This window comes from Verminephrobacter aporrectodeae subsp. tuberculatae (assembly GCF_026127385.1).
In the GTDB taxonomy this organism is placed as follows: domain Bacteria; phylum Pseudomonadota; class Gammaproteobacteria; order Burkholderiales; family Burkholderiaceae_C; genus Acidovorax; species Acidovorax aporrectodeae.
Window position 1 is genome coordinate 1,368,106 of sequence record NZ_QZCX01000001.1, and the last position, 17,825, is coordinate 1,385,930.

Here is a 17,825-nt window from a genome sequence, read left to right on the forward strand (position 1 = left end):
TCAGGTCACCCATGTCTGATTTAAGTCTTCAACTGCAGCAGGCTGCAAGCCAACTACCCGTTTCGAGCTACTTTGACGACGCGCTCTTCCAGCGCGAGCGCGACACCCTTTTTCAGCGCGGGCCGCGCTATGTGGGGCACCAGCTGTCCGTGCCCAACCCGGGCGACTACCACGCCCTGCCCCAGGAGGGCGGGGGCCGCGCCCTGGTGCGCAACGCCCGGGGCGGCGTCGAGCTCATCTCGAACGTCTGCCGCCACCGCCAGGCCGTCATGCTCCAGGGCAGGGGGTCGTTGCACACCCGGCAAAAGGGCAGCGCGGACGGCAACATCGTGTGCCCCCTGCACCGCTGGACTTACAGCCCCGAGGGCGAACTGCTGGGCGCGCCGCACTTTGCGCACTCCCCCTGCCTGAACCTTGGCAACTATCCGTTGCACGAATGGAATGGTTTGCTGTTTGAAGACAATGGTTACAGCGTGGAAGCCGATTTGGCGCAACTGGGTCCGCGTGCCGACCTGAACTTCGACGGCCACGTTCTGGACCACGTGGAACTGCACGACTGCCACTACAACTGGAAAACCTTTATCGAGGTCTATCTGGAGGACTACCACGTCGGCCCCTTCCACCCGGGCCTGGGCAGCTTCGTGACCTGCGACGACCTGCGCTGGGAGTTTGGCAGGAACCACTCGGTGCAGACGGTGGGTGTCGCGAACCGCCTGGGCAAGGCCGGCAGCCCCGCTTACGAGCGCTGGCAGAAAGCCCTGCTGACCTACCGCGAAGGCAGGCCGCCCAAGCACGGAGCCATCTGGCTCACGCTGTACCCGCACATCATGCTCGAGTGGTATCCGCACGTGCTCACGGTCTCCACGCTGCACCCCGTCAGCCCGGGCAGGACGCTGAACGTGGTGGAGTTCTACTACCCCGAGGAAATCGCCGCCTTCGAGCGCGAATTCGTCGAGGCGCAAAGAGCCGCCTACCTGGAAACCTGCGCCGAGGACGACGAGATCGGCGAGCGCATGGACGCCGGCCGCAGGGCCTTGCGCGCGCGCGGCGACAACGAAGTGGGGCCCTATCAGAGCCCCATGGAAGACGGCATGCAGCATTTTCACGAGTGGTACTGCAGGGCCATGGGCGCGGCACCTCGGCACGGTTGACGAAGGTCCATGGAGCGCCCCACCTGCGCGCTGGGCGTTTCTCTGTCCGGGCTTGGAATCAGGCCGCTGCAGCGCGCGGTTGTTGCTGCGGCGTCGGCGCGACTTGAACGGCCAGCCGCAGGCCCAGCGCCTGGAGCACGGCCGAAAGGCTGCGCAGTTCGGGATTGCCTTGGGACGACAGCATGCGATAGAGCTGGTTCGCGTTCAGCTCGGCTTCCCGGGCAAGAGCACGCACACCACCGTGCGCCTGCGCCATCTGGCGCAGCGCAACCAGCAGATCCGCGGGCTCGCCATCTTGCAAAAGCTGATTCAGGTACTCGGCCGCAAATGCCGGGTCTTCCTTGAACAACTCGGCCATGGCTTCGTCGTGGCTTCGATCTTTCATGCTGACCTCCGTTGCCAATCTCTCCAATACCCCATCAAGGCAAAGGTGCGCGGCAGGTTTGGCCGCATACGCTTGGCTTGCGGCTGGTTTTTCCTCGAGGTCATCGATCAGCGCGTCAGCGGTGGCAAAGCGCGCGCGGTGGCTCTCGATGATCTCGCGGGCCTCGGCCATGGCAGCGCGGGTGCTGGCATTCGGTGTCTTGATCGCAAACGGCAGTTCCTTGTCGGCCACGACGCGAGTCAGGAAGCCGCGGACCGCGTCGGAGACGGTCAGACCCATCGAGGCCAGCGTTTGCGTAGCCTGCGCCTTGACGTTCTCGTCCACGCGGACGTGAAGCACGGTAGTAGCAGCCATGAGTGACTCCTGTGGTATTCCGATTCAAGGCGCAGTGTATTTGGACCCGAACCTTGGCCGAAAGCTCCGTGTTGCAGCCTTGCATGGGCCGGCATCCGTCTGACCGCCCACACCCTACACTGCGGGCATGGACCTCTTGATCCTGGGCATTGAATCTTCTTGCGACGAAACGGGCGTGGCGCTGGTCCGCTCGGCGGGCGGCGCCGTTCCCGCGCTGCTGGCGCACGCGCTGCATAGCCAGGTCGCCATGCACCGGGACTATGGCGGCGTGGTGCCCGAACTGGCCAGCCGCGACCATATCCGCCATGTGCTGCCCCTGATGACGCAGGTGCTGCGCGAATCCGGCGAGTCCTTGTCGAACGTGGACGTGCTGGCCTATACGCGCGGCCCCGGTCTGGCCGGGGCGCTGCTGGTGGGTGCCGGCGTGGCCTGTGCCCTGGGGGCGGCCCTGGACAGGCCGGTGCTGGGCGTGCACCACCTGGAGGGGCATCTGCTGTCGCCCTTTCTGAGCGCGGCACCGCCGGAGTTTCCCTTTGTGGCCCTGCTGGTATCGGGCGGCCACACGCAGCTGATGCGCGTGGACGGCGTGGGCCGCTACGGCTTGCTGGGCGAAACCATCGACGACGCAGCGGGCGAGGCCTTTGACAAATGCGCCAAGCTCATGGGCCTGAGCTACCCCGGCGGCCCCGCGCTGTCGCGGCTCGCCGAACACGGCAGTGCCACGGCGTTCAAGCTGCCACGGCCCATGTTGCACAGCGGCGATCTGGACTTTTCCTTTGCCGGCCTGAAAACCGCCGTGCTCACGCAGGCCAGGAAGCTGGGGGACAGCCTGGAGGCCCACAAGGCGGACCTGGCGGCGAGCACCGAGGCGGCGATCGCGGATGTGCTGGTCAGCAAGACCCTGGCCGCGCTCGGGCAGACCGGGATCGGGCGCGTCGTGGTCGCCGGTGGCGTGGGGGCCAACCGGCGCCTGCGCAGCCAGCTCGACGCCGCCTGCGCCGAGCGCGGGCTGCGCGTGCACTACCCCGAACTGCACCTGTGTACCGACAACGGCGCCATGATTGCGCTGGCCGCCGCCATGCGCCTGCAGGCCGGGCAGCAGGAGGCCAGCAGGGACTACGCGTTCGACGTCCGGCCCCGCTGGCCGCTGCGCTGATCTTCCCGGGAGCCCTGCGCCCCCGATGCGCACGCGCCGGGGGCGCTGCCATGCCACCCGATCCGACACTGTGGCCCGGGGCCAACGGTTCCTGCGGATGCGCGGCCCCGCGCGCGTGCCTGCGCCGGGCGGACGGCTCCATAAATTTCTCCGAACTGTCAAAGCATTGTCACGTGCGGCAAGCACAGTCCAGTTGTCTAGACAACCCAACGCACAGGAGCGAGCCATGCCAGCGGCACTTCATATCCATCGACTGAACAAGCATTTTCCCAATGGCCGGCAGGCCTTGCGCGATGTCAGCCTGACCGTGCAGCACGGCGAGATGGTGGCGCTGATAGGAGCCTCGGGGTCGGGGAAATCCACGCTGCTGCGCCATGTGGCGGGTTTGGTCGCGGCCGACGCGCAGAGTCCCTCGCTGATCGAGATCGACGGCTGCTGCGTGCAGCAGGGCGGGCGCATCCACCACGACATCCGCAGACTGCGCGCGCAGGTGGGCTTTGTGTTCCAGCAGTTCAACCTGGTCGATCGCCTGCCGGTGCTGATGAACGTGCTCGTCGGCCTGCTGCACCGCATTCCCCGGTGGCGCAGCTGGCTGCGCCTGTTCCAGCCGCAGGAGTGCGCGCTGGCGCTCGAGGCGCTGGCCCGCGTGGGCATTGCCGACTGCCACGCGCAGCGCGCGTCCACGCTGTCGGGCGGGCAGCAGCAGCGTGCGGCGATTGCGCGCACGCTGGTGCAGGGCGCCAAGGTGGTGCTGGCCGACGAGCCGATCGCGTCGCTGGACCCCGAGTCCTCGCGCAAGGTCATGGACATTCTGGCGCGCATCAACCGCGAGGACCGCTGTACCGTCATCGTCTCGCTGCACCAAGTGGACGTGGCGATCAAGTACTGCCCGCGCGTGGTGGCGCTGCACCATGGGCAGGTGGTGTACGACGGGGCTTCCTCTGCGCTCACGCCCGCGCTGCTGCGCCGCCTGTACGGCGTGCAAGCCGACGAGATCCTGGCGGACGCGGCGCCGCCCGCCGCAGCGCCCTGCGTCCCGTCCCCCACGCCGCAATGGACCATGGCCCCCGCAGCGGTCTGAGCGCGGGCAGCGGTTTTTCTTTCTTTTTTTTTGAGGACTTCGCATGTTCAAGAAACTGTGTGCCGCCTTGGCTTTGGGCCTGGGTCTGTCCGGGGCCCAGGCCCAGGACGTCAACTTTGGCTTTATCTCGACCGAGACCTCGCAGAACATCCGGGCCGACTGGCAGCCGCTGCTCGACGACATGGAGCGGCAGACCGGCCTGAAGATCCACGCCTTCTTCGCGCCCGACTACGCCGGAATCATCGAAGGCATGCGCTTCAACAAGGTGCAACTGGCCTGGATGGGCAACAAGGCGGCGATGGAGGCAGTGGACCGCGCCAACGGCGAGGTGTTCGCGCAGATGGTCAACGCCAGCGGCGCGCAGGGCTATTACTCGCACCTGATCGTGCACCGGGACAGCCCGTACAACACGCTCGACGAGGTGCTGAAAAACGGCAAGTCGCTGAGCTTTGGCAACGGCGACCCGAACTCCACCTCGGGCTTTCTGGTGCCGGGCTACTACGCTTTTGCGCAGAACAAGGTCGATGCCAAGACGCATTTCAAGATCGTGCGCAGTGCGAACCACGAAACCAACGCGCTGGCCGTGGCCAACCGGCAGGTCGACGTGGCCACGAACAACAGCGAGAACCTGGAGAAGCTCCGGGAGCGCTATCCCGAGAAGTTCAAGGACATCAAGATCGTGTGGACCTCGCCGCTGATCGCGCTCGATCCGCTGCTCATGCACAAGGGGCTTGCCGAAGCCACGAAGGCGAAGATCAAGGAGTTTTTCTACAACTACGCCAAGACCGACGCGCGCGAGAAGGAGATCGTCATGAAGATCTCCAAGCTCTCGGGCTTCAAGCCGTCGAGCAATGAGCAGCTCACGCCGATCCGCCAACTCGACCTGTTCGGCAAGCGCAACAAGATCGAGGCTGACACCACGCTGTCCGAGGCCGAGCGCCGGACCCGGCTGGCCGAGATCGACCAGAAACTGGCGGTGCTCAAGTAAGCCCGGGCGCCGCCGCCCTTCGCCCTCCGTTCGCACGCGCATTCACGCACGGGTCTGCCCCATGTCTTCTGCCCTGAACCCATCGCCTGCGACCCGCAGCGCGGCGGCGCCGCAACGCAGCCTGCGCTGGTACCTGTGCTGGGGCGTCCTGCTGGCGCTGCTGGCGGCGTCCTGGCGGGGCGCCGACATGCGCCCGCTCGACCTGCTCGGCGAACCGGGCAATATGGCGCGCTACGCGGCCGAGTTTTTTCCGCCCAACTTCGCGCATTGGCGGCTGTACCTGCGGGAAATGCTGGTCACGCTGCAAATCGCGCTGTGGGGAACGGCGCTCGCCGTGCTCAGCGCCGTTCCCCTGGCGCTGCTGGCCTCCTCGAACATCGTCCCCTGGTGGGTCTACCAGCCGATGCGCCGGGTGCTGGACGCGTTTCGGGCGATCAACGAAATGGTGTTCGCCATGCTGTTCGTCGTGGCCGTGGGCCTGGGGCCCTTTGCCGGGGTGCTCGCGCTGTGGATCCACACGGCGGGAACGCTGGCCAAGCTGTTCTCGGAGGCGGTGGAGGCGATCGACCCGCAGCCGGTCGAAGGCATCCGCTCCACCGGCGCGGGCGCGCTGCACGAAATCATCTACGGCGTGATTCCGCAGGTGATGCCGCTGTGGATCTCGTACACGCTCTACCGCTTCGAGGCGAACGTGCGCTCCGCGACGGTCGTCGGCATGGTCGGCGCGGGCGGCATTGGCGTGGTGCTGTGGGAGATCATCCGCGGCTTTCAGTACGCCGAAACCTGCGCGGTGATGCTCATCATCGTGGCCACTGTGAGCGCCATCGACCTGGTGTCGGCGCGCGTGCGCAGGGCCCTGATTTAATCCAGCGAGTGGAACCCGTCATGGCATTGAGTGTGGACGATATCGGGCGCCTGCTGGCGACCCAGGGGGGCGAGCAGTACGGCCGCGAGGCGGTGAGCCAGCTGGCGCACGCGCTGCAATGCGCGCAGCTTGCCGAGCAGGCGGGCGAGACGCCGCAGACGGTGGTGGCGGCGCTGCTGCACGACCTCGGGCATCTGCTGGCGCCCGGCGGCGATGGCGCAGGGCAGGACGACTTGCACCAGTACATGGTCATCCCGTTCCTGCGCGCCCTGCTGCCCGACGCGGTGCTCGAGCCCATCCGCCTGCACGTGGACGCCAAGCGCCACCTGTGCGCGACCGAGCCGGGCTACTGGGAGACGCTCTCGCTGGCGTCGCAGCACAGCCTGACGCTGCAAGGCGGTTTCTTCACGCCGTCCGAGGCCGCGCACTTTGCCGCTCTGCCCTTCTCCGCAGAGGCCCTGCGGCTGCGACGCTACGACGACCATGCCAAGCAGCCCGGCCTGGTCACGCCCCCGCTGGCGCATTACCTGGCGCTGCTCGAGCGCGTGCAACTGCCGCAGGCGGCCTGACGGCGTCCGGCAGGCAAGGATCGCGCGCGCCACGACGCTGCTTTTCGTTTCCCAGCCTGGTGAAACTGCGCCTTTCGCGTCATGGCGAAAGGCGCAGTTTCATTTATCATCGCGCCCGCCGAGGAGTGGTTCGGCTCAGTCGAGCATATGCCGTACCCCAACTTGGGAGTGGTGAGCGGTGCGAAATTCGTCGCGAGTCGGTGCTTTGGCTCATGATTATGAGCAATCGATCAGCCATTTCCACGAAAATATCGAAGCGATACGTCGGACAAATCTTTCAACCAAGAGGAAAATATGATCAAACTGTACGGAAACCCCTACTCACGTGCCAATCGTGTGCGCTGGGCGCTGGAAGCGGCGGGTGCGAAATACGAAGAGGAAACGCTCTCTCTTGGCCCGGAGGGGACGGGGTCCCAGCGCTTTCGCGCGATCAACCCGAACGGACTGGTGCCTGCAATCAACGACGAGGGTTTGATCCTGTTTGAATCGGTGCCCATTTGCCTCTATATCGCGAAAAAATACGCGCCGACCAGTTTGTACGTCGAGTCCATCCGGGACGAAGGGCTTTTGCTTCAATGGTCTGTTTGGGCAATGACCGAGCTTGAGAAGCACAATGAAACGGCGTCGCTTCACGTGACCTGGTTTTCTGCACCCAAGCGCGATGCCAATATTGCCGCGCGTGAGCAGGCCGAGGTGTCGCGTTGTCTGTCGATGATTGAGGAAGCGATCCAAGAGAGTGGGTTCCTGGTGGCCAAGCGCTTCACCATTGCGGACCTGATCGTCAGTGAAGTCCTGACCGCTTTGGTACATGCAAAGATTGAGCTGAATGATTTTCCACGGGTCAAGTGCTACCTGAAAATGAATTTGTTACAGCCATCGGCTCAGAAGGCATTTGCTTCCGATGTCATCCAACCGTACCTGACTTGATATTCCCATGCTGTCGCAATGGAGGCGTCTGGCCTTGTTCAAGCAGGGTTTGGGGACGCCGCAGCAGTTTGGCGAGGGATTGTCCGGGGCACGCCACGCGATCGAGCATCTTGGCTATGTGCAGATTGATACGATATCGGTGGTCGAGCGCGCGCATCACCACGTATTGTGGAATCGAGTCCCCGGTTATGACCGGGGCCACCTGAACAGCCTGATCAGCGACCAGCATATTTTCGAGTACTGGTACCACGCCGCCGCCTATCTTCCAATGCGCGACTACCGCTATGCGCTGCCGCAAATGGCCTTGGTGCGTAGCGGCGAAAACCGCTATTACAGCCATGGTGACAAGCGCCTGATGAACGAGATCCTGGCGCGTGTGAAGGCGCAGGGGCCCATGCGGCAGCGCGATGTCGATAAGGGCGACAAGGGCCAGGGCAACTGGTGGAACTGGGGGCCCGGGCGGCGCGCCGTCGAGACCCTGTTCATGCAAGGTGATTTGATGGTGTGCGAGCGCAATGGCATGGAGAAAGTCTATGACCTTGCAGAACGCTGTTTGCCCGGCAATATCGATCTGAGCATGCCAACGCTCATCGAGTATGCGGCCTATTTGTTGGACACCACGCTCAGAGCGCATGGCGTCTTCACCTGGAAGCAATTATTGCACCTGAAGGTGGGCAAGCCCTTGCGCGATGCCATGCGCAAGGTTCTTGATGAGCGCATCGACGCCGGTGCCGTGAAGGCCTTGGACAGCACGGAGGGGATGGCCGCCTACGTCGATGTTGCAGCGTTCGAACAGGCGCCGACGGTTGACCCGGGAGTGAAGATTCTTTCTCCTTTCGACAACCTCGTCATTCACCGTGATCGTTTGGCTTCGTTATTCGAATTCGACTACCGGATTGAATGCTATGTCGCGGCGCCCAAGCGCCTGTTCGGCTACTTTTGTCTGCCCATCTTGTACGGCGACAGATTGGTCGGTCGCATCGACTGCAAGGCACACCGTGGCGAACAACGGCTCGAGGTTTTGAGCCTGCATCTGGAAAACGGAAAGTTGGATGAAGACGCGTTTTTCCAGGCATTGGGCGGGGAGATGCAACGGTTTGCCGATTTCAACAAATGTCCGATCCTCGACGTGCGCGCAATCGATCGCATGCGCCGTCGTCAAACTGTTCAAGCACCGCTTCAGACGCATACCTCGTTGGACAAGGCCAGGGCTTGACGCCGTGCCGCACAAATCCAAGAATAGCCGGCATGAAACACTTGTTACATACCCTGGAGGCGCGGCTGGCGGCGCTGCCGGTGCCCATGGCGGTGGAACTGCCGGCCGGCCGGCAGCTGGGCGCGCCCGACCCCGCCGTGACCCTGCGTTTCAAGGACCGCATGGCGCTGGCGGCGCTGGTTGCGGGCGAGATCGGCAAGGTGGGAGCCGCCATCGTGGAGGGCCGTGTGGCGCTGGAAGGCGGCATGCGCGACCTGATGGCGGCTACGGCGGAACTGCTCGGGCGCAACTTCACCCACGGCCGGCGCCACGGCTGGTGGCGGCGCGCGCTGACGCAGGCGTGCTCGCTGGCCGTGCACACGCGCAAGCGCGACGCGCGCCAAGTGCGCTTCCATTACGACCTGTCGGACGATTTCTACGCCCTGTGGCTGGATCCGCGGCGCGTCTACTCCTGCGCCTATTTCCGGGAATCGGGAATGGCCCTGGCGCAGGCGCAGGAGGCGAAGCTCGACCTCATCTGCCGCAAGCTGCGGCTGCAACCCGGGGAGCGTTTTCTGGACATCGGCGCGGGCTGGGGCGGGTTGCTGCTCTGGGCGGCCGAGCACTACGGCGTGCACGCCACGGGAATCACGCTGTCGCGCAACCAGCACGCGCACGTGCAGCGGCTCATTGAAGAGCGCGGGCTACAGGGCCGGGTCCGCGTGCAACTGTGCGACTACCGCGAACTGCGGGCCGACCCGCTTTTCGACAAGATCGCATCCGTCGGCATGTTCGAGCACGTGGGGCGCGCCCGCATGGGGCGCTACTTCGATACCGTGGCGCGCCTGCTGCGCCCCGGCGGGCTGCTGCTGAACCATGGCATCACGGCGGGCGCGGTGGACCACGCGCGGCTGGGCGCGGGCCTGGGCCATTTCATCGAGCGCTACATCTTCCCGGGCGGCGAGCTGCTGCACGCCAGCGCCGTGCTGCACGACATGGCGCGCGCGGGATTGGAAATGGTCGATACCGAAAACCTGCGCCCGCACTATGCGCGCACGCTGTGGGCCTGGTCCGACGCGCTCGAGGCCCGCCTGCCCGCGGCGCGCGCCGCGCTCGACGCGCAGGCGGGCGCGGCGTGCGGCGACAAGGTGCTGCGCGCGTACCGTCTGTACCTGGCGGGCTGCGCCCTGGGGTTCGAGCGCGGCTGGATCGCGCTGCACCAGATGCTGGCCGCGAAACCCGACGGCCAGCGGTCCACGGGCGCGCTTCCCGGCGCACAATCGGACTACCCGTTCACGCGCGACTACATCTACACGGGCGGCGCAAACGCTCCCCGGAAAAACCCCCAAGCATGCTCTACCGATTCAAGTCCCGCGCCGCTGCCGAGCTGATCATGCTCGAACCCCAGGGACGGCGCATCCTGGCGATCATCGGCAAGACCCCGGGTGCCGACGGAATCGTGACCGCAGCGCAGATCCCGGCGGCGATTGCCGCATTGCAGGCCGCCGTGGCTGCGGACGAGGAGCGGCCGCCCGAGCCGGATTTGCCGGATGCAGCAGAGACGGAGGAACGCGCGCACACCGTCGGCCTGCGCCAGCGCGCCGCGCCGTTCATCGAACTGCTCAGGCGCAGTGCCGCGCAGGATGCGGACGTGGTTTGGGCGGTATGAGGGCAGGGCGGCTCAATCGACCCGCGCCCCGGACGCCTGCACCACCTGCGCCCACTTGCGGTGCTCGGCGTCGATATGCCGGGCAAATTCGGCGGGCGTGTTGCCGCCGGGGATCGCGCCCAGCGCCGTCAACCGCTCCTTCATCGCGGGCGTGGCCAGCGACCTGGCGACCTCCTGCCGTATCCGGTCAACGATCTCGGGCGGCGTTCCTGCGGGCGCGAGCAGGCCGAACCATGCACTGGCTTCGTAGCCCTTGAGCGCGGGGCCGCCGACCTGCTCCACCGTGGGCACGTCGGGCAGGGCGCTCGCGCGTTCGGCGCTCGTCACGGCCAGCGCGCTGAGCCGGCCGGCCCTGATCTGCGCCATCGACGAGGGCAGGTTGTCGAACATCACGTCGACGTTGCCCGCCAGCAGATCCGCAAGCGCGGGGCTCGATCCCCGGTAGGGCAGGTGCAGCATGAACGTTCCGGTCATGCTCTTGAACAGTTCACCGGCGAGGTGGCTCGACGTGCCGTTGCCGCTCGACGCCATGTTCATCTTGCCCGGCCTGGCCCGGGCCACGCGGATGAAGTCCTGTACGCTGTGCACGCCCAGGCTCTTGGCCCTGTCGGCGCTCATCACCATCACGTTCGACACGGCGGCCACGAGCGTGATGGGCGCGAAGTCCTTCACGGGGTCGTAGGGCAGCTTGGCGTACAGGGCGCGGTTGATGCCATGCGTTCCCACCGTTCCCATGAGCAGCGTGTAGCCGTCGCCGGGCGCCTTGGCGACGATCTCGCTCCCCACGCTGCCGCCCGCCCCCGCGCGGTTGTCCACGATGAACGGCTGGCCGAACGCGCGCGTGAGTTCCGGCACCATGGCCCGGGCCAGGATGTCGGTGCTGCCGCCGGGAGCAAAGGGCACGACGATGCGCACCGGCTTGCCGGGCCAGGCGGCGACGCCCTGGGCCCGGGCTGCAATGCCCGGCAGCGCAGCCGTGCAGGCCAGCGCGAGTGCAGCGGCAGCGCGCACCAGGCTGCTGCTGCGGCGCGCTGCGCGGGGCAGCGGTCGTGCCATGGGCTCAGTCGGCATACGCGCCCGCGGCCTTGATGACCGCTCCCCATCGCTCTATTTCTGCGGCCACGAACTTCTTGTGCTCGGCGCCATCAACACGTTTGTCGGTGATGACCACCGCGCCCAGGCCCTCCTGCTTCTTGATGAAATCGGGGTCTTTCAGCGCCACCTTCAGGGCGTCGTTGATCTTCTTCAGCACGTCGGCCGGCGTGCCCTTGGGGGCGTACAGCGCATGCCAGATGCTCACGTCGAAGTTCTTCAGGCCGGCCTCGGCGAGCGTGGGCAGGTCCTTGAGCGCCGGCGTGGTCAGACGCCGGCTGGTGGTCACGGCGTAGGCGTGGACCTTTTTGGCCTCGATCTGGCCCACGGTGTTCGTGCTCTGATCGCACAGCAGGTCGATCTGGCCGCCGATCAGGTCGGTGATCGCGGGGGCCGCGCCCTTGTAGGGCACGGGGGTCATGTCGACCTGCATGGCGCTCTGGAGCATCAGGCCGCACAGGTGCGAGGCGGAGCCCAGGCCGGCGTTGCCCAGGTTGATCCGGCCCTTGTTCTGCTGGATCCAGGCGCTCAGTTCCTTGAAGTTGTTCGCCGGCATGGTGGGGCGCGCAATCAGCGTCATGGGCACTTCGTTGACCAGGCCCAGGTACTCGAAGTCGTTGAGCACGTTGAACGACAGCTTGCGGTAGAGCGCGGGCATGGTGGACATGCCGATGTGGTTGATCAGCAGCGTGTAGCCGTCGGGCGCGGCGCGTGCCACGCGCGCGGAACCGATGGAACTGCCGGCTCCGGCCGTGGTGTCGACGACTATGTTCGCGCCCAGGGGCCGGCGCATGGCCTCGGCCAGGTCACGCGCCACGCGGTCGGTGGGGCCGCCCGCGGAAAAGGGCACGACGAGCGTAATCACCTTGTCCTTGGCGGGAAAGCCCTGGGCCGCGGCGCCAAAGGCAGCGGCAGCGGCCACAGCGAGCAGTGCAATTTTCAGCGTGGTTTTCATGGATGTTCCTCTCGTTCGTTAAATGGCGGGCCATGATAGCGAGGGAATTTTCCGGGGCAGTGCGGGGATACCCCGCAGCCCCCCGGCCGAATCGTCAGAGTCAGAACCCGGGCGTCTGTGCATCGAGCGCCTGCCCGACGATGAGCAACTCGCCGCCCTCGGTGATCCGGGAGTCCGGCTCGAATCGATCGCCTTCCACCCCCATCACCTGGCCGTCGGGGCTGCCGACCGGGTTGGCGGTTTCGTCCTGCACCCAGGCGTCGGTGATTCCCTGCTTCACGTCCCCGGAGGGGCTGGAATGCGCGGTGCGGAGGGCTGACGCAAACGCCTCCTTGGTCAGCCCGGCGGGCATTTCCTTCCCCTTGGGCAGCCAACGGCTCCAGCACCGTTGCCAGATCGGGGTCATTTCGATGGGCATTTCCATCCCCTTGGGCAGGTCTGCGGGGGCGTGCTCCCCACTGGCTTTGCTGGCTGTGGCTTCGTCCCCGCTGCCGTCGTCGGCCACGGGGACGTCATCACCGTCCTTGAGGGTGACGTAGTCGCCCATGAGGGCGATGTAGTCGTCCTTGAGGACGGTGTAGTTCTCCCTGAGCGCGGCGTAGTCGTTCCGGAGGGTGGTGTAGCTCTCCTTGAGGGCGGTGTAGCTGTCATCGAGGGCGGCGGAGTCGCTCTCGGAAGCGGAGTAGTCGTCATCGGAAGCGGTGTGCTCCTCCTCGGGGGCGGCTTCGCTGGGATCAAACATGGTGCGTTCTCCTTCTCTGGGTTGGTTGATGTGGATGGATTGCCGGATCCCGCTTGGGCGTCGGCGATTTGCGCCTGAACCAGCAGCACATGGTGCCGCTCAAGCGCACAGGTCGAAGCGTCAGAGTCAGAACCCGGGCGTCTGTGCATCGAGCGCCTGCCCGACGATGAGCAACTCGCCGCCGGCGGCGTACTGGTCGCCATCGGTGATCCGGGAGTTTGGCTCGAATCGATCGTCTTCCATTACCCCCTTGCACACGGGGCTGCTGACCGGGTTCACCCGGAGGGCGGTTTCGTCCTGCACCCAGGGGTCGGTGATTCCCTGTGCCAAGTCCCCGGAGGGGCTGGAATGCTCGGTGCCGGTGTCTGACGCCAACGCCTTTTTGCTCAGCTCGACGGGCATTTCCATCCCCTTGGGCAGGTCTGCGGGGGCGTGCTCCAGGCTGGCTTTGCTGTCCGTGGCTCCGTCCCCGTTGCCGCCGTCGGCCACGGGGATGCCACTGTTCTTGGAGGCGACGTCGTCGTTCATGAGAGTGCTGCGGATCTCCCTGAGAACGGTGCAGATATCCTTGAGATCGGGGCAGGTCTCCTGGAGAGCGGTGTAGAACTCCTCGAGAGCGGCGTAGCCCTCCTGGAGAGCGGTGTAGTCGCCAACGAGGGTGGCGGAGTCGTTCTCGGAAGCGGTGTGCTCGTCCTTGGGGGTGGTTTCGCCGGGATCAAACATGGTGCGTTCTCCTTCTCTGGGTTGATGTGAATGGATGGATCGCCGGATCCCGCTTGGGCGTCGGCGATTTGCGCCTGAACCAGCACCCCATGGTGCCGTCGCTCAAGCGCACAGGTCGAAGCGTCAGAGTCAGAACCCGGGCGTCTGTGCATCGAGCGCCTGCCCGACGATGACAAACTCGCCGCCGGCCGCGTACTTGCCGCCATCGGTGATCGGCCCGCATTGCCCGTCTTCCATCACCACCTTGCACACGGGGCTGCTGGCCGGGTTCACCCGGGGGGCGGTCTCGTCCTCCACCCAGTAGTCGGTGATTCCCTGCGCCAAGTCCACGGAGGGGCAGGAATGCTCAGTGCGGGTGGCTGACGCCAACGCCTTCTTGCTCAGCTCGACGGGCATCTCCATCCCCTTGGGCAGGTCTGCGGGGGCGTGCTCCAGGCTGTTGGCTCCGTCCCCGTTGCCGCCGTCGGCCACGGGGGTGTCACCGTTCTTGAAGGCGAGGTAGTCGATCATGAGGGCGAGGTAGTCGTTCATGAGGACGATGTAGTCGTCTCTGAGAGTGGTGTGGAACTCCTTGAGAGCGGTGCAACCCTCCTGGAGCGCGGTGTAGTTTTCTTTGAGCGCGGTGTAGTTCTCCGTGAGAGCGGTGTAGTTCTCCTGGAGCGCGGTGTAGTCGCCAGCGAGGGTGGCGGAGTCGTTCTCGGAAGCGGTGTGCCCGTCCTTGGAGGTGGTTTCGCCGGGATCAAACATGGTGCGTTCTCCTTCTCTGGATTGACGTGGATGGATGGCCGGATCCCGCTTGGGCGTCGGCGATCTATCTGCGCCTGAACCAACACCCCATGGTGTCGCTCAAGCGCACAGGTCGAAGCGTCAGAGTCAGAACCCGGGCGCCTCTGCATCGAGCGCCTGCCCGACGATGACCAACTCGCCGCCGGCCGCGTACTTGCCGCCATCGGTGATCGGCCCGCATTGCCCGTCTTCCATCACCACCTTGCACACGGGGCTGCTGGCCGGGTTCACCCGGGGGGCGGTCTCGTCCTCCACCCAGTAGTTGGTGATTCCCTGCGCCAAGTCCACGGAGGGGCTGGAATGCTCAGTGCGGGTGGCTGACGCCAACGCCTTCTTGCTCAGCTCGACGGGCATCTCCATCCCCTTGGGCAGGTCTGCGGGGGCGTGCTCCAGGCTGTTGGCTCCGTCCCCGTTGCCGCCGTCGGCCACGGGGGTGTCACCGTTCCCGGGCGTCTGTGCATCAAGCCCCTGCCCGACGATGACCAACTCGCCGCCGGCCGCGTACTTGCCGCCATCGGTGATCCGGGAGTTCGGCCCGCATCGCTCGTCTTCCATCACCACCTTGCACACGGGGCCGCTGGCAGGGTTCACCCGGGGCGCCGTCTCGTCCTCCACCCAGTAGGTGGTGTTTCCCTGCTCCAAGTCCACGGAGGGACTGAAATGCGCGGTGTGGGTGTCTGACGCCAACGCCTTCTTGCCCAGTTCGACGGGCGTCTCCATCCCCTTGGGCAGGTCTGCGGGAGCGTCTTTTTTCTCCAGGCTGGTTTTGCTGTCCGTGGCTCCGTCCCCGTTGCCGCCGTCGGCCACGGGGGTGTCAGCACCGTTCTTGAGGGCAAGGTAGTCACTCTTGAGGGCGAGGTATTTGCTCATGAGGGCAAGGTAGTCGTCCTGGAGGGCGGTGTGTCTGTCCTTGAGGGCGGCGTAGTAGTCCTCATCGGATGCGTAGTAGTCCTCGGGGGCGTCGTAGTCCTCGGAGGTGTAGTCGTCCTCAAACATGGTGCTTTCTCCTTCTCTGGGTTGATGTGGATGGATGGATTGCCGGAGCCCGCTTTGGCGCCGGCGATTTGCCACAGGCTGTGCCGACTGCCCAGCGTGCGATAGGGTGCCCAGCCGTCATGCACCGCGTGCCTTTGAACTGGGGCAAGGATGCCCGCTCCACGAACGCTACCGCGCCGCGTTGCTCATGCCGCCTCAGCCAACGCGGTGACTTGGTCGTGCAAATCGGGCAGATTCAGATGGAGCCGCGCTTGCAGTTCGTTGATCTGCACCGTCAGTGTCTGCACCATCGCTCATGGCTCCAGAATCAGTGCATCCCTTTCGGGTCGAACGGAGTGTGCTGAGGGTGGGGCGCTGTTGCATAAGGCCGCGGATTATGGCCTACGCTGAGGGGGTTACTGAGTGAGTAGCCCGGCGGGTCACTACGCGAAACGGGACCCTGCTGAACGCCGGATCGCTGCTGCCGATGGTGCTCACCCGGACGGCGCCAGTGCGATTACCGGGTCGCCAGGCTGAGCCTGCGCGACCAAGCTTCCCATGGCGGCGCTACAATCGAGGGCCGCATCCCAGGAGAGAATCATGAAAACCGCTGACTTTGAAGCCGTCAAGATTGCTCGTCGTGTTGCGCACAGCCGTTTTGATCACTACTTTCGTGTTATGGCCAAGGCCAAGCCTGCGGTGCCGGAAAGAAACGAAGCCGATACGCAACGACCGGCTGCGAATAAATTGCAGAAGAAGTAAAAGCAGGCCACCCTCGGGTGGTTTTTTTTTGGAGACGAGGGAAATGCTCTACGACAAGGCCAGCGATCTCCTGCGCGAAAAGCCTGAAATCGAGGAAGAGGATGTTGGCCGCTCAGCCTTTCGTCGTGACTACGGCAGGTTGCTGCACTCGCCCAGCTTCCGTCGCCTTCAAGGCAAGACGCAACTGTTTCCCGGAAATGAGTCCGACTTTTTCCGCAACCGACTCACCCATTCGCTTGAGGTGGCGCAGATTGCAAAAGGGATTGCCCAAATCCTCAACACAACAAAACCGGAACTCGAGAACGATCCGATCGATCTCGATCTGGTGGAGTTCGCTGGCTTGGCGCATGATCTGGGGCATCCTCCGTTCGGGCATAACGGGGAGCGTGCTCTCGACGACTGCATGAAGAACAATGGCGGCTTCGAGGGGAATGCCCAGACCTTGCGAATTCTTTCATGCGTCGAAAAGAAGAAACTCCGGGACACCGATGGCAAAGACGCGGATGTATGCGGTATTTCTGCAGATGGCCATGATCGGCGGCTGGGCCTGAATCTTAGCTATCGAAGCCTTGCCTCCGTGCTCAAATATGACCAGCAGATTCCTTTGCGACGCGACGAAGGCGCATCTCTTGTGAAGGGGTACTATGCCAGCGAGAATTCTCTGGTCCAGCGCATCAAAGAGCATGTAGGCAATCCCCCAGCCCCTGGAGCATTCAAAACCATCGAATGCCAGATAATGGATATCGCTGACGATATTGCCTACTCCTCCTATGACTTGGAGGATGCAATGAAGGGCGGGTTTGCACACCCGCTCCAATTGCGGGCGCAGGTTCTCGGGGGTCAGAGCCTTATTGCAAAAAAGCTGCTTGAGAAGCTCAAGCGAGAAATCTCCAATATCACCGAGCTTGATCTCTTCAACGCAATCGACGATCTGCTGAACCTTGACGAGATGGATTCGCGCGGAGAATCCAGCAGTCTTGGCAGCTACGAGACTTCCAAGTTGGTCGCATCCGACGGAATGACCCGGTGTGCATTTTTTTCGGATCTGGTGGGAAAATTCATGCACGGTGTCGGAGCAGAGATGCAGCCCGGCAAGGACGTTCGGTTCTCCAAGATAATCGTTGAGCGGGGTATCCGGATCAAGATCGAGACACTGAAGCACCTGAGCTATCTGCTGACCATCATGTCTCCCCGCCTGAAGGTGGTTGAGTACCGGGGCTACGAGGTCGTAAAAACCATATTTGATACCCTGGACTCGGAAGAAGGCCATTTGCTGCTCCCGGATGATCTTCAGATCATGTACGAAAGATTGAAGGACACAGGCTCGAGACGGCGATTGATCTGCGACTTTGTCGCCGGCATGACGGATCGCTATGCTGTCGAGTTTTACTCTCGATTGCGGGAGTCGGGTGCAAGCATTTTCAAGCCGTTATGAGGCGGTGCCGCGCTG

At 64.5% G+C, this 17,825-nt stretch carries 19 protein-coding genes and 1 pseudogene; 12 read left to right on the forward strand and 8 right to left on the reverse strand.

Annotated elements, in window-relative coordinates:
* The first annotated feature begins 11 nt into the window (after positions 1 to 11).
* Positions 12 to 1,151 carry a putrescine 2-hydroxylase Put2H gene (gene put2H / locus D5041_RS05955; RefSeq protein ID WP_265257998.1) on the forward strand — a complete coding sequence of 380 codons (1,140 nt, stop codon included), beginning with the start codon at positions 12 to 14 and terminating at the stop codon, positions 1,149 to 1,151.
* Between the two features lie 58 nt (positions 1,152 to 1,209).
* Here the strand turns inward: put2H and D5041_RS05960 are convergent, their stop codons facing one another.
* Both D5041_RS05960 and D5041_RS05965 read right to left on the reverse strand, forming a co-directional pair.
* Entirely contained in the window at positions 1,210 to 1,536 is a 327-nt protein-coding gene (locus tag D5041_RS05960) for an addiction module antidote protein (protein ID WP_265258713.1), read from the reverse strand.
* A gap of 90 nt (positions 1,537 to 1,626) precedes the next feature.
* Positions 1,627 to 1,890 (reverse strand): annotated as a pseudogene (locus D5041_RS05965) (type II toxin-antitoxin system RelB/DinJ family antitoxin); the annotation flags it as partial.
* 127 nt (positions 1,891 to 2,017) lie between these two features.
* On the opposite strand from D5041_RS05965, the gene tsaD reads away from it, so the two are divergent.
* The 9 genes from tsaD to D5041_RS06010 all read left to right on the forward strand — a co-directional run bounded on the left by tsaD (position 2,018) and on the right by D5041_RS06010 (position 10,340).
* Positions 2,018 to 3,046, forward strand: a complete 1,029-nt coding sequence (gene tsaD, locus D5041_RS05970) for a tRNA (adenosine(37)-N6)-threonylcarbamoyltransferase complex transferase subunit TsaD (RefSeq protein WP_265257997.1) — start codon at positions 2,018 to 2,020, stop codon at positions 3,044 to 3,046.
* Positions 3,047 to 3,272: 226 nt separating this feature from the next.
* Positions 3,273 to 4,127 carry a phosphonate ABC transporter ATP-binding protein gene (gene phnC, locus D5041_RS05975; protein WP_010103381.1) on the forward strand — a complete coding sequence of 285 codons (855 nt, stop codon included), beginning with the start codon at positions 3,273 to 3,275 and terminating at the stop codon, positions 4,125 to 4,127.
* 43 nt (positions 4,128 to 4,170) lie between these two features.
* Positions 4,171 to 5,115 carry a phosphonate ABC transporter substrate-binding protein gene (gene phnD / locus D5041_RS05980; RefSeq protein WP_265282549.1) on the forward strand — a complete coding sequence of 315 codons (945 nt, stop codon included), beginning with the start codon at positions 4,171 to 4,173 and terminating at the stop codon, positions 5,113 to 5,115.
* Between the two features lie 61 nt (positions 5,116 to 5,176).
* The gene (gene phnE / locus D5041_RS05985) at positions 5,177 to 5,980 is read left to right on the forward strand and encodes a phosphonate ABC transporter, permease protein PhnE (protein ID WP_010107721.1); all 804 of its coding nucleotides are present in this window, start codon (positions 5,177 to 5,179) and stop codon (positions 5,978 to 5,980) included.
* Between the two features lie 20 nt (positions 5,981 to 6,000).
* The gene (locus tag D5041_RS05990) at positions 6,001 to 6,549 is read left to right on the forward strand and encodes a phosphonate degradation HD-domain oxygenase (RefSeq protein ID WP_010107723.1); all 549 of its coding nucleotides are present in this window, start codon (positions 6,001 to 6,003) and stop codon (positions 6,547 to 6,549) included.
* Between the two features lie 294 nt (positions 6,550 to 6,843).
* On the forward strand, positions 6,844 to 7,476 hold the full coding sequence (locus D5041_RS05995) for a glutathione S-transferase family protein (protein WP_265284084.1): 633 nt from the start codon (positions 6,844 to 6,846) through the stop codon (positions 7,474 to 7,476).
* A gap of 7 nt (positions 7,477 to 7,483) precedes the next feature.
* Positions 7,484 to 8,692 carry a winged helix-turn-helix domain-containing protein gene (locus D5041_RS06000; protein ID WP_265257993.1) on the forward strand — a complete coding sequence of 403 codons (1,209 nt, stop codon included), beginning with the start codon at positions 7,484 to 7,486 and terminating at the stop codon, positions 8,690 to 8,692.
* Between the two features lie 32 nt (positions 8,693 to 8,724).
* A complete protein-coding gene (locus D5041_RS06005; RefSeq protein ID WP_265284085.1) occupies positions 8,725 to 10,062 on the forward strand; it encodes a class I SAM-dependent methyltransferase in 1,338 nt (445 codons plus the stop codon).
* The gene (locus D5041_RS06010; RefSeq protein WP_265257991.1) at positions 10,023 to 10,340 is read left to right on the forward strand and encodes a DUF1840 domain-containing protein; all 318 of its coding nucleotides are present in this window, start codon (positions 10,023 to 10,025) and stop codon (positions 10,338 to 10,340) included. Before D5041_RS06005 ends, D5041_RS06010 begins: the two co-directional genes overlap by 40 nt.
* 12 nt (positions 10,341 to 10,352) lie before the next feature.
* Here the strand turns inward: D5041_RS06010 and D5041_RS06015 are convergent, their stop codons facing one another.
* The 6 genes from D5041_RS06015 to D5041_RS06040 form a co-directional block, all read right to left on the reverse strand.
* Entirely contained in the window at positions 10,353 to 11,396 is a 1,044-nt protein-coding gene (locus tag D5041_RS06015) for a Bug family tripartite tricarboxylate transporter substrate binding protein (RefSeq protein WP_010107728.1), read from the reverse strand.
* A 4-nt stretch (positions 11,397 to 11,400) separates the two neighbouring features.
* Positions 11,401 to 12,387 carry a tripartite tricarboxylate transporter substrate-binding protein gene (locus D5041_RS06020; protein ID WP_010107730.1) on the reverse strand — a complete coding sequence of 329 codons (987 nt, stop codon included), beginning with the start codon at positions 12,385 to 12,387 and terminating at the stop codon, positions 11,401 to 11,403.
* A gap of 100 nt (positions 12,388 to 12,487) precedes the next feature.
* Entirely contained in the window at positions 12,488 to 13,129 is a 642-nt protein-coding gene (locus tag D5041_RS06025) for a hypothetical protein (protein WP_265284086.1), read from the reverse strand.
* A gap of 126 nt (positions 13,130 to 13,255) precedes the next feature.
* Positions 13,256 to 13,852: a hypothetical protein gene (locus tag D5041_RS06030; RefSeq protein ID WP_265282551.1), complete on the reverse strand. Its 597-nt coding sequence runs from the start codon at positions 13,850 to 13,852 to the stop codon at positions 13,256 to 13,258.
* Between the two features lie 129 nt (positions 13,853 to 13,981).
* Positions 13,982 to 14,599 (reverse strand): hypothetical protein, encoded by a 618-nt coding sequence (locus tag D5041_RS06035; protein WP_265284087.1) that lies wholly within the window; start codon positions 14,597 to 14,599, stop codon positions 13,982 to 13,984.
* Between the two features lie 126 nt (positions 14,600 to 14,725).
* Positions 14,726 to 15,634: a hypothetical protein gene (locus D5041_RS06040; RefSeq protein ID WP_265284088.1), complete on the reverse strand. Its 909-nt coding sequence runs from the start codon at positions 15,632 to 15,634 to the stop codon at positions 14,726 to 14,728.
* Between the two features lie 579 nt (positions 15,635 to 16,213).
* On the opposite strand from D5041_RS06040, the gene D5041_RS06045 reads away from it, so the two are divergent.
* Together D5041_RS06045 and dgt are read left to right on the forward strand one after the other, a co-directional pair.
* The gene (locus D5041_RS06045; protein WP_265257985.1) at positions 16,214 to 16,375 is read left to right on the forward strand and encodes a hypothetical protein; all 162 of its coding nucleotides are present in this window, start codon (positions 16,214 to 16,216) and stop codon (positions 16,373 to 16,375) included.
* Between the two features lie 43 nt (positions 16,376 to 16,418).
* Positions 16,419 to 17,810, forward strand: a complete 1,392-nt coding sequence (dgt, locus tag D5041_RS06050) for a dGTP triphosphohydrolase (protein WP_265284089.1) — start codon at positions 16,419 to 16,421, stop codon at positions 17,808 to 17,810.
* Positions 17,811 to 17,825 lie beyond the last annotated feature (15 nt).

What these genes read in the sequence shown, in the direction of transcription:
- put2H (WP_265257998.1), top strand. Translation starts at nt 12, where the DNA reads ATGTCTGATTTAAGTCTTCAACTGCAGCAGGCTGCAAGCCAACTACCC.
- D5041_RS05960 (WP_265258713.1), bottom strand. Translation starts at nt 1,536, where the DNA reads ATGAAAGATCGAAGCCACGACGAAGCCATGGCCGAGTTGTTCAAGGAA.
- tsaD (WP_265257997.1), top strand. Translation starts at nt 2,018, where the DNA reads ATGGACCTCTTGATCCTGGGCATTGAATCTTCTTGCGACGAAACGGGC.
- phnC (WP_010103381.1), top strand. Translation starts at nt 3,273, where the DNA reads ATGCCAGCGGCACTTCATATCCATCGACTGAACAAGCATTTTCCCAAT.
- phnD (WP_265282549.1), top strand. Translation starts at nt 4,171, where the DNA reads ATGTTCAAGAAACTGTGTGCCGCCTTGGCTTTGGGCCTGGGTCTGTCC.
- phnE (WP_010107721.1), top strand. Translation starts at nt 5,177, where the DNA reads ATGTCTTCTGCCCTGAACCCATCGCCTGCGACCCGCAGCGCGGCGGCG.
- D5041_RS05990 (WP_010107723.1), top strand. Translation starts at nt 6,001, where the DNA reads ATGGCATTGAGTGTGGACGATATCGGGCGCCTGCTGGCGACCCAGGGG.
- D5041_RS05995 (WP_265284084.1), top strand. Translation starts at nt 6,844, where the DNA reads ATGATCAAACTGTACGGAAACCCCTACTCACGTGCCAATCGTGTGCGC.
- D5041_RS06000 (WP_265257993.1), top strand. Translation starts at nt 7,484, where the DNA reads ATGCTGTCGCAATGGAGGCGTCTGGCCTTGTTCAAGCAGGGTTTGGGG.
- D5041_RS06005 (WP_265284085.1), top strand. Translation starts at nt 8,725, where the DNA reads ATGAAACACTTGTTACATACCCTGGAGGCGCGGCTGGCGGCGCTGCCG.
- D5041_RS06010 (WP_265257991.1), top strand. Translation starts at nt 10,023, where the DNA reads ATGCTCTACCGATTCAAGTCCCGCGCCGCTGCCGAGCTGATCATGCTC.
- D5041_RS06015 (WP_010107728.1), bottom strand. Translation starts at nt 11,396, where the DNA reads ATGGCACGACCGCTGCCCCGCGCAGCGCGCCGCAGCAGCAGCCTGGTG.
- D5041_RS06020 (WP_010107730.1), bottom strand. Translation starts at nt 12,387, where the DNA reads ATGAAAACCACGCTGAAAATTGCACTGCTCGCTGTGGCCGCTGCCGCT.
- D5041_RS06025 (WP_265284086.1), bottom strand. Translation starts at nt 13,129, where the DNA reads ATGTTTGATCCCAGCGAAGCCGCCCCCGAGGAGGAGCACACCGCTTCC.
- D5041_RS06030 (WP_265282551.1), bottom strand. Translation starts at nt 13,852, where the DNA reads ATGTTTGATCCCGGCGAAACCACCCCCAAGGACGAGCACACCGCTTCC.
- D5041_RS06035 (WP_265284087.1), bottom strand. Translation starts at nt 14,599, where the DNA reads ATGTTTGATCCCGGCGAAACCACCTCCAAGGACGGGCACACCGCTTCC.
- D5041_RS06040 (WP_265284088.1), bottom strand. Translation starts at nt 15,634, where the DNA reads ATGTTTGAGGACGACTACACCTCCGAGGACTACGACGCCCCCGAGGAC.
- D5041_RS06045 (WP_265257985.1), top strand. Translation starts at nt 16,214, where the DNA reads ATGAAAACCGCTGACTTTGAAGCCGTCAAGATTGCTCGTCGTGTTGCG.
- dgt (WP_265284089.1), top strand. Translation starts at nt 16,419, where the DNA reads ATGCTCTACGACAAGGCCAGCGATCTCCTGCGCGAAAAGCCTGAAATC.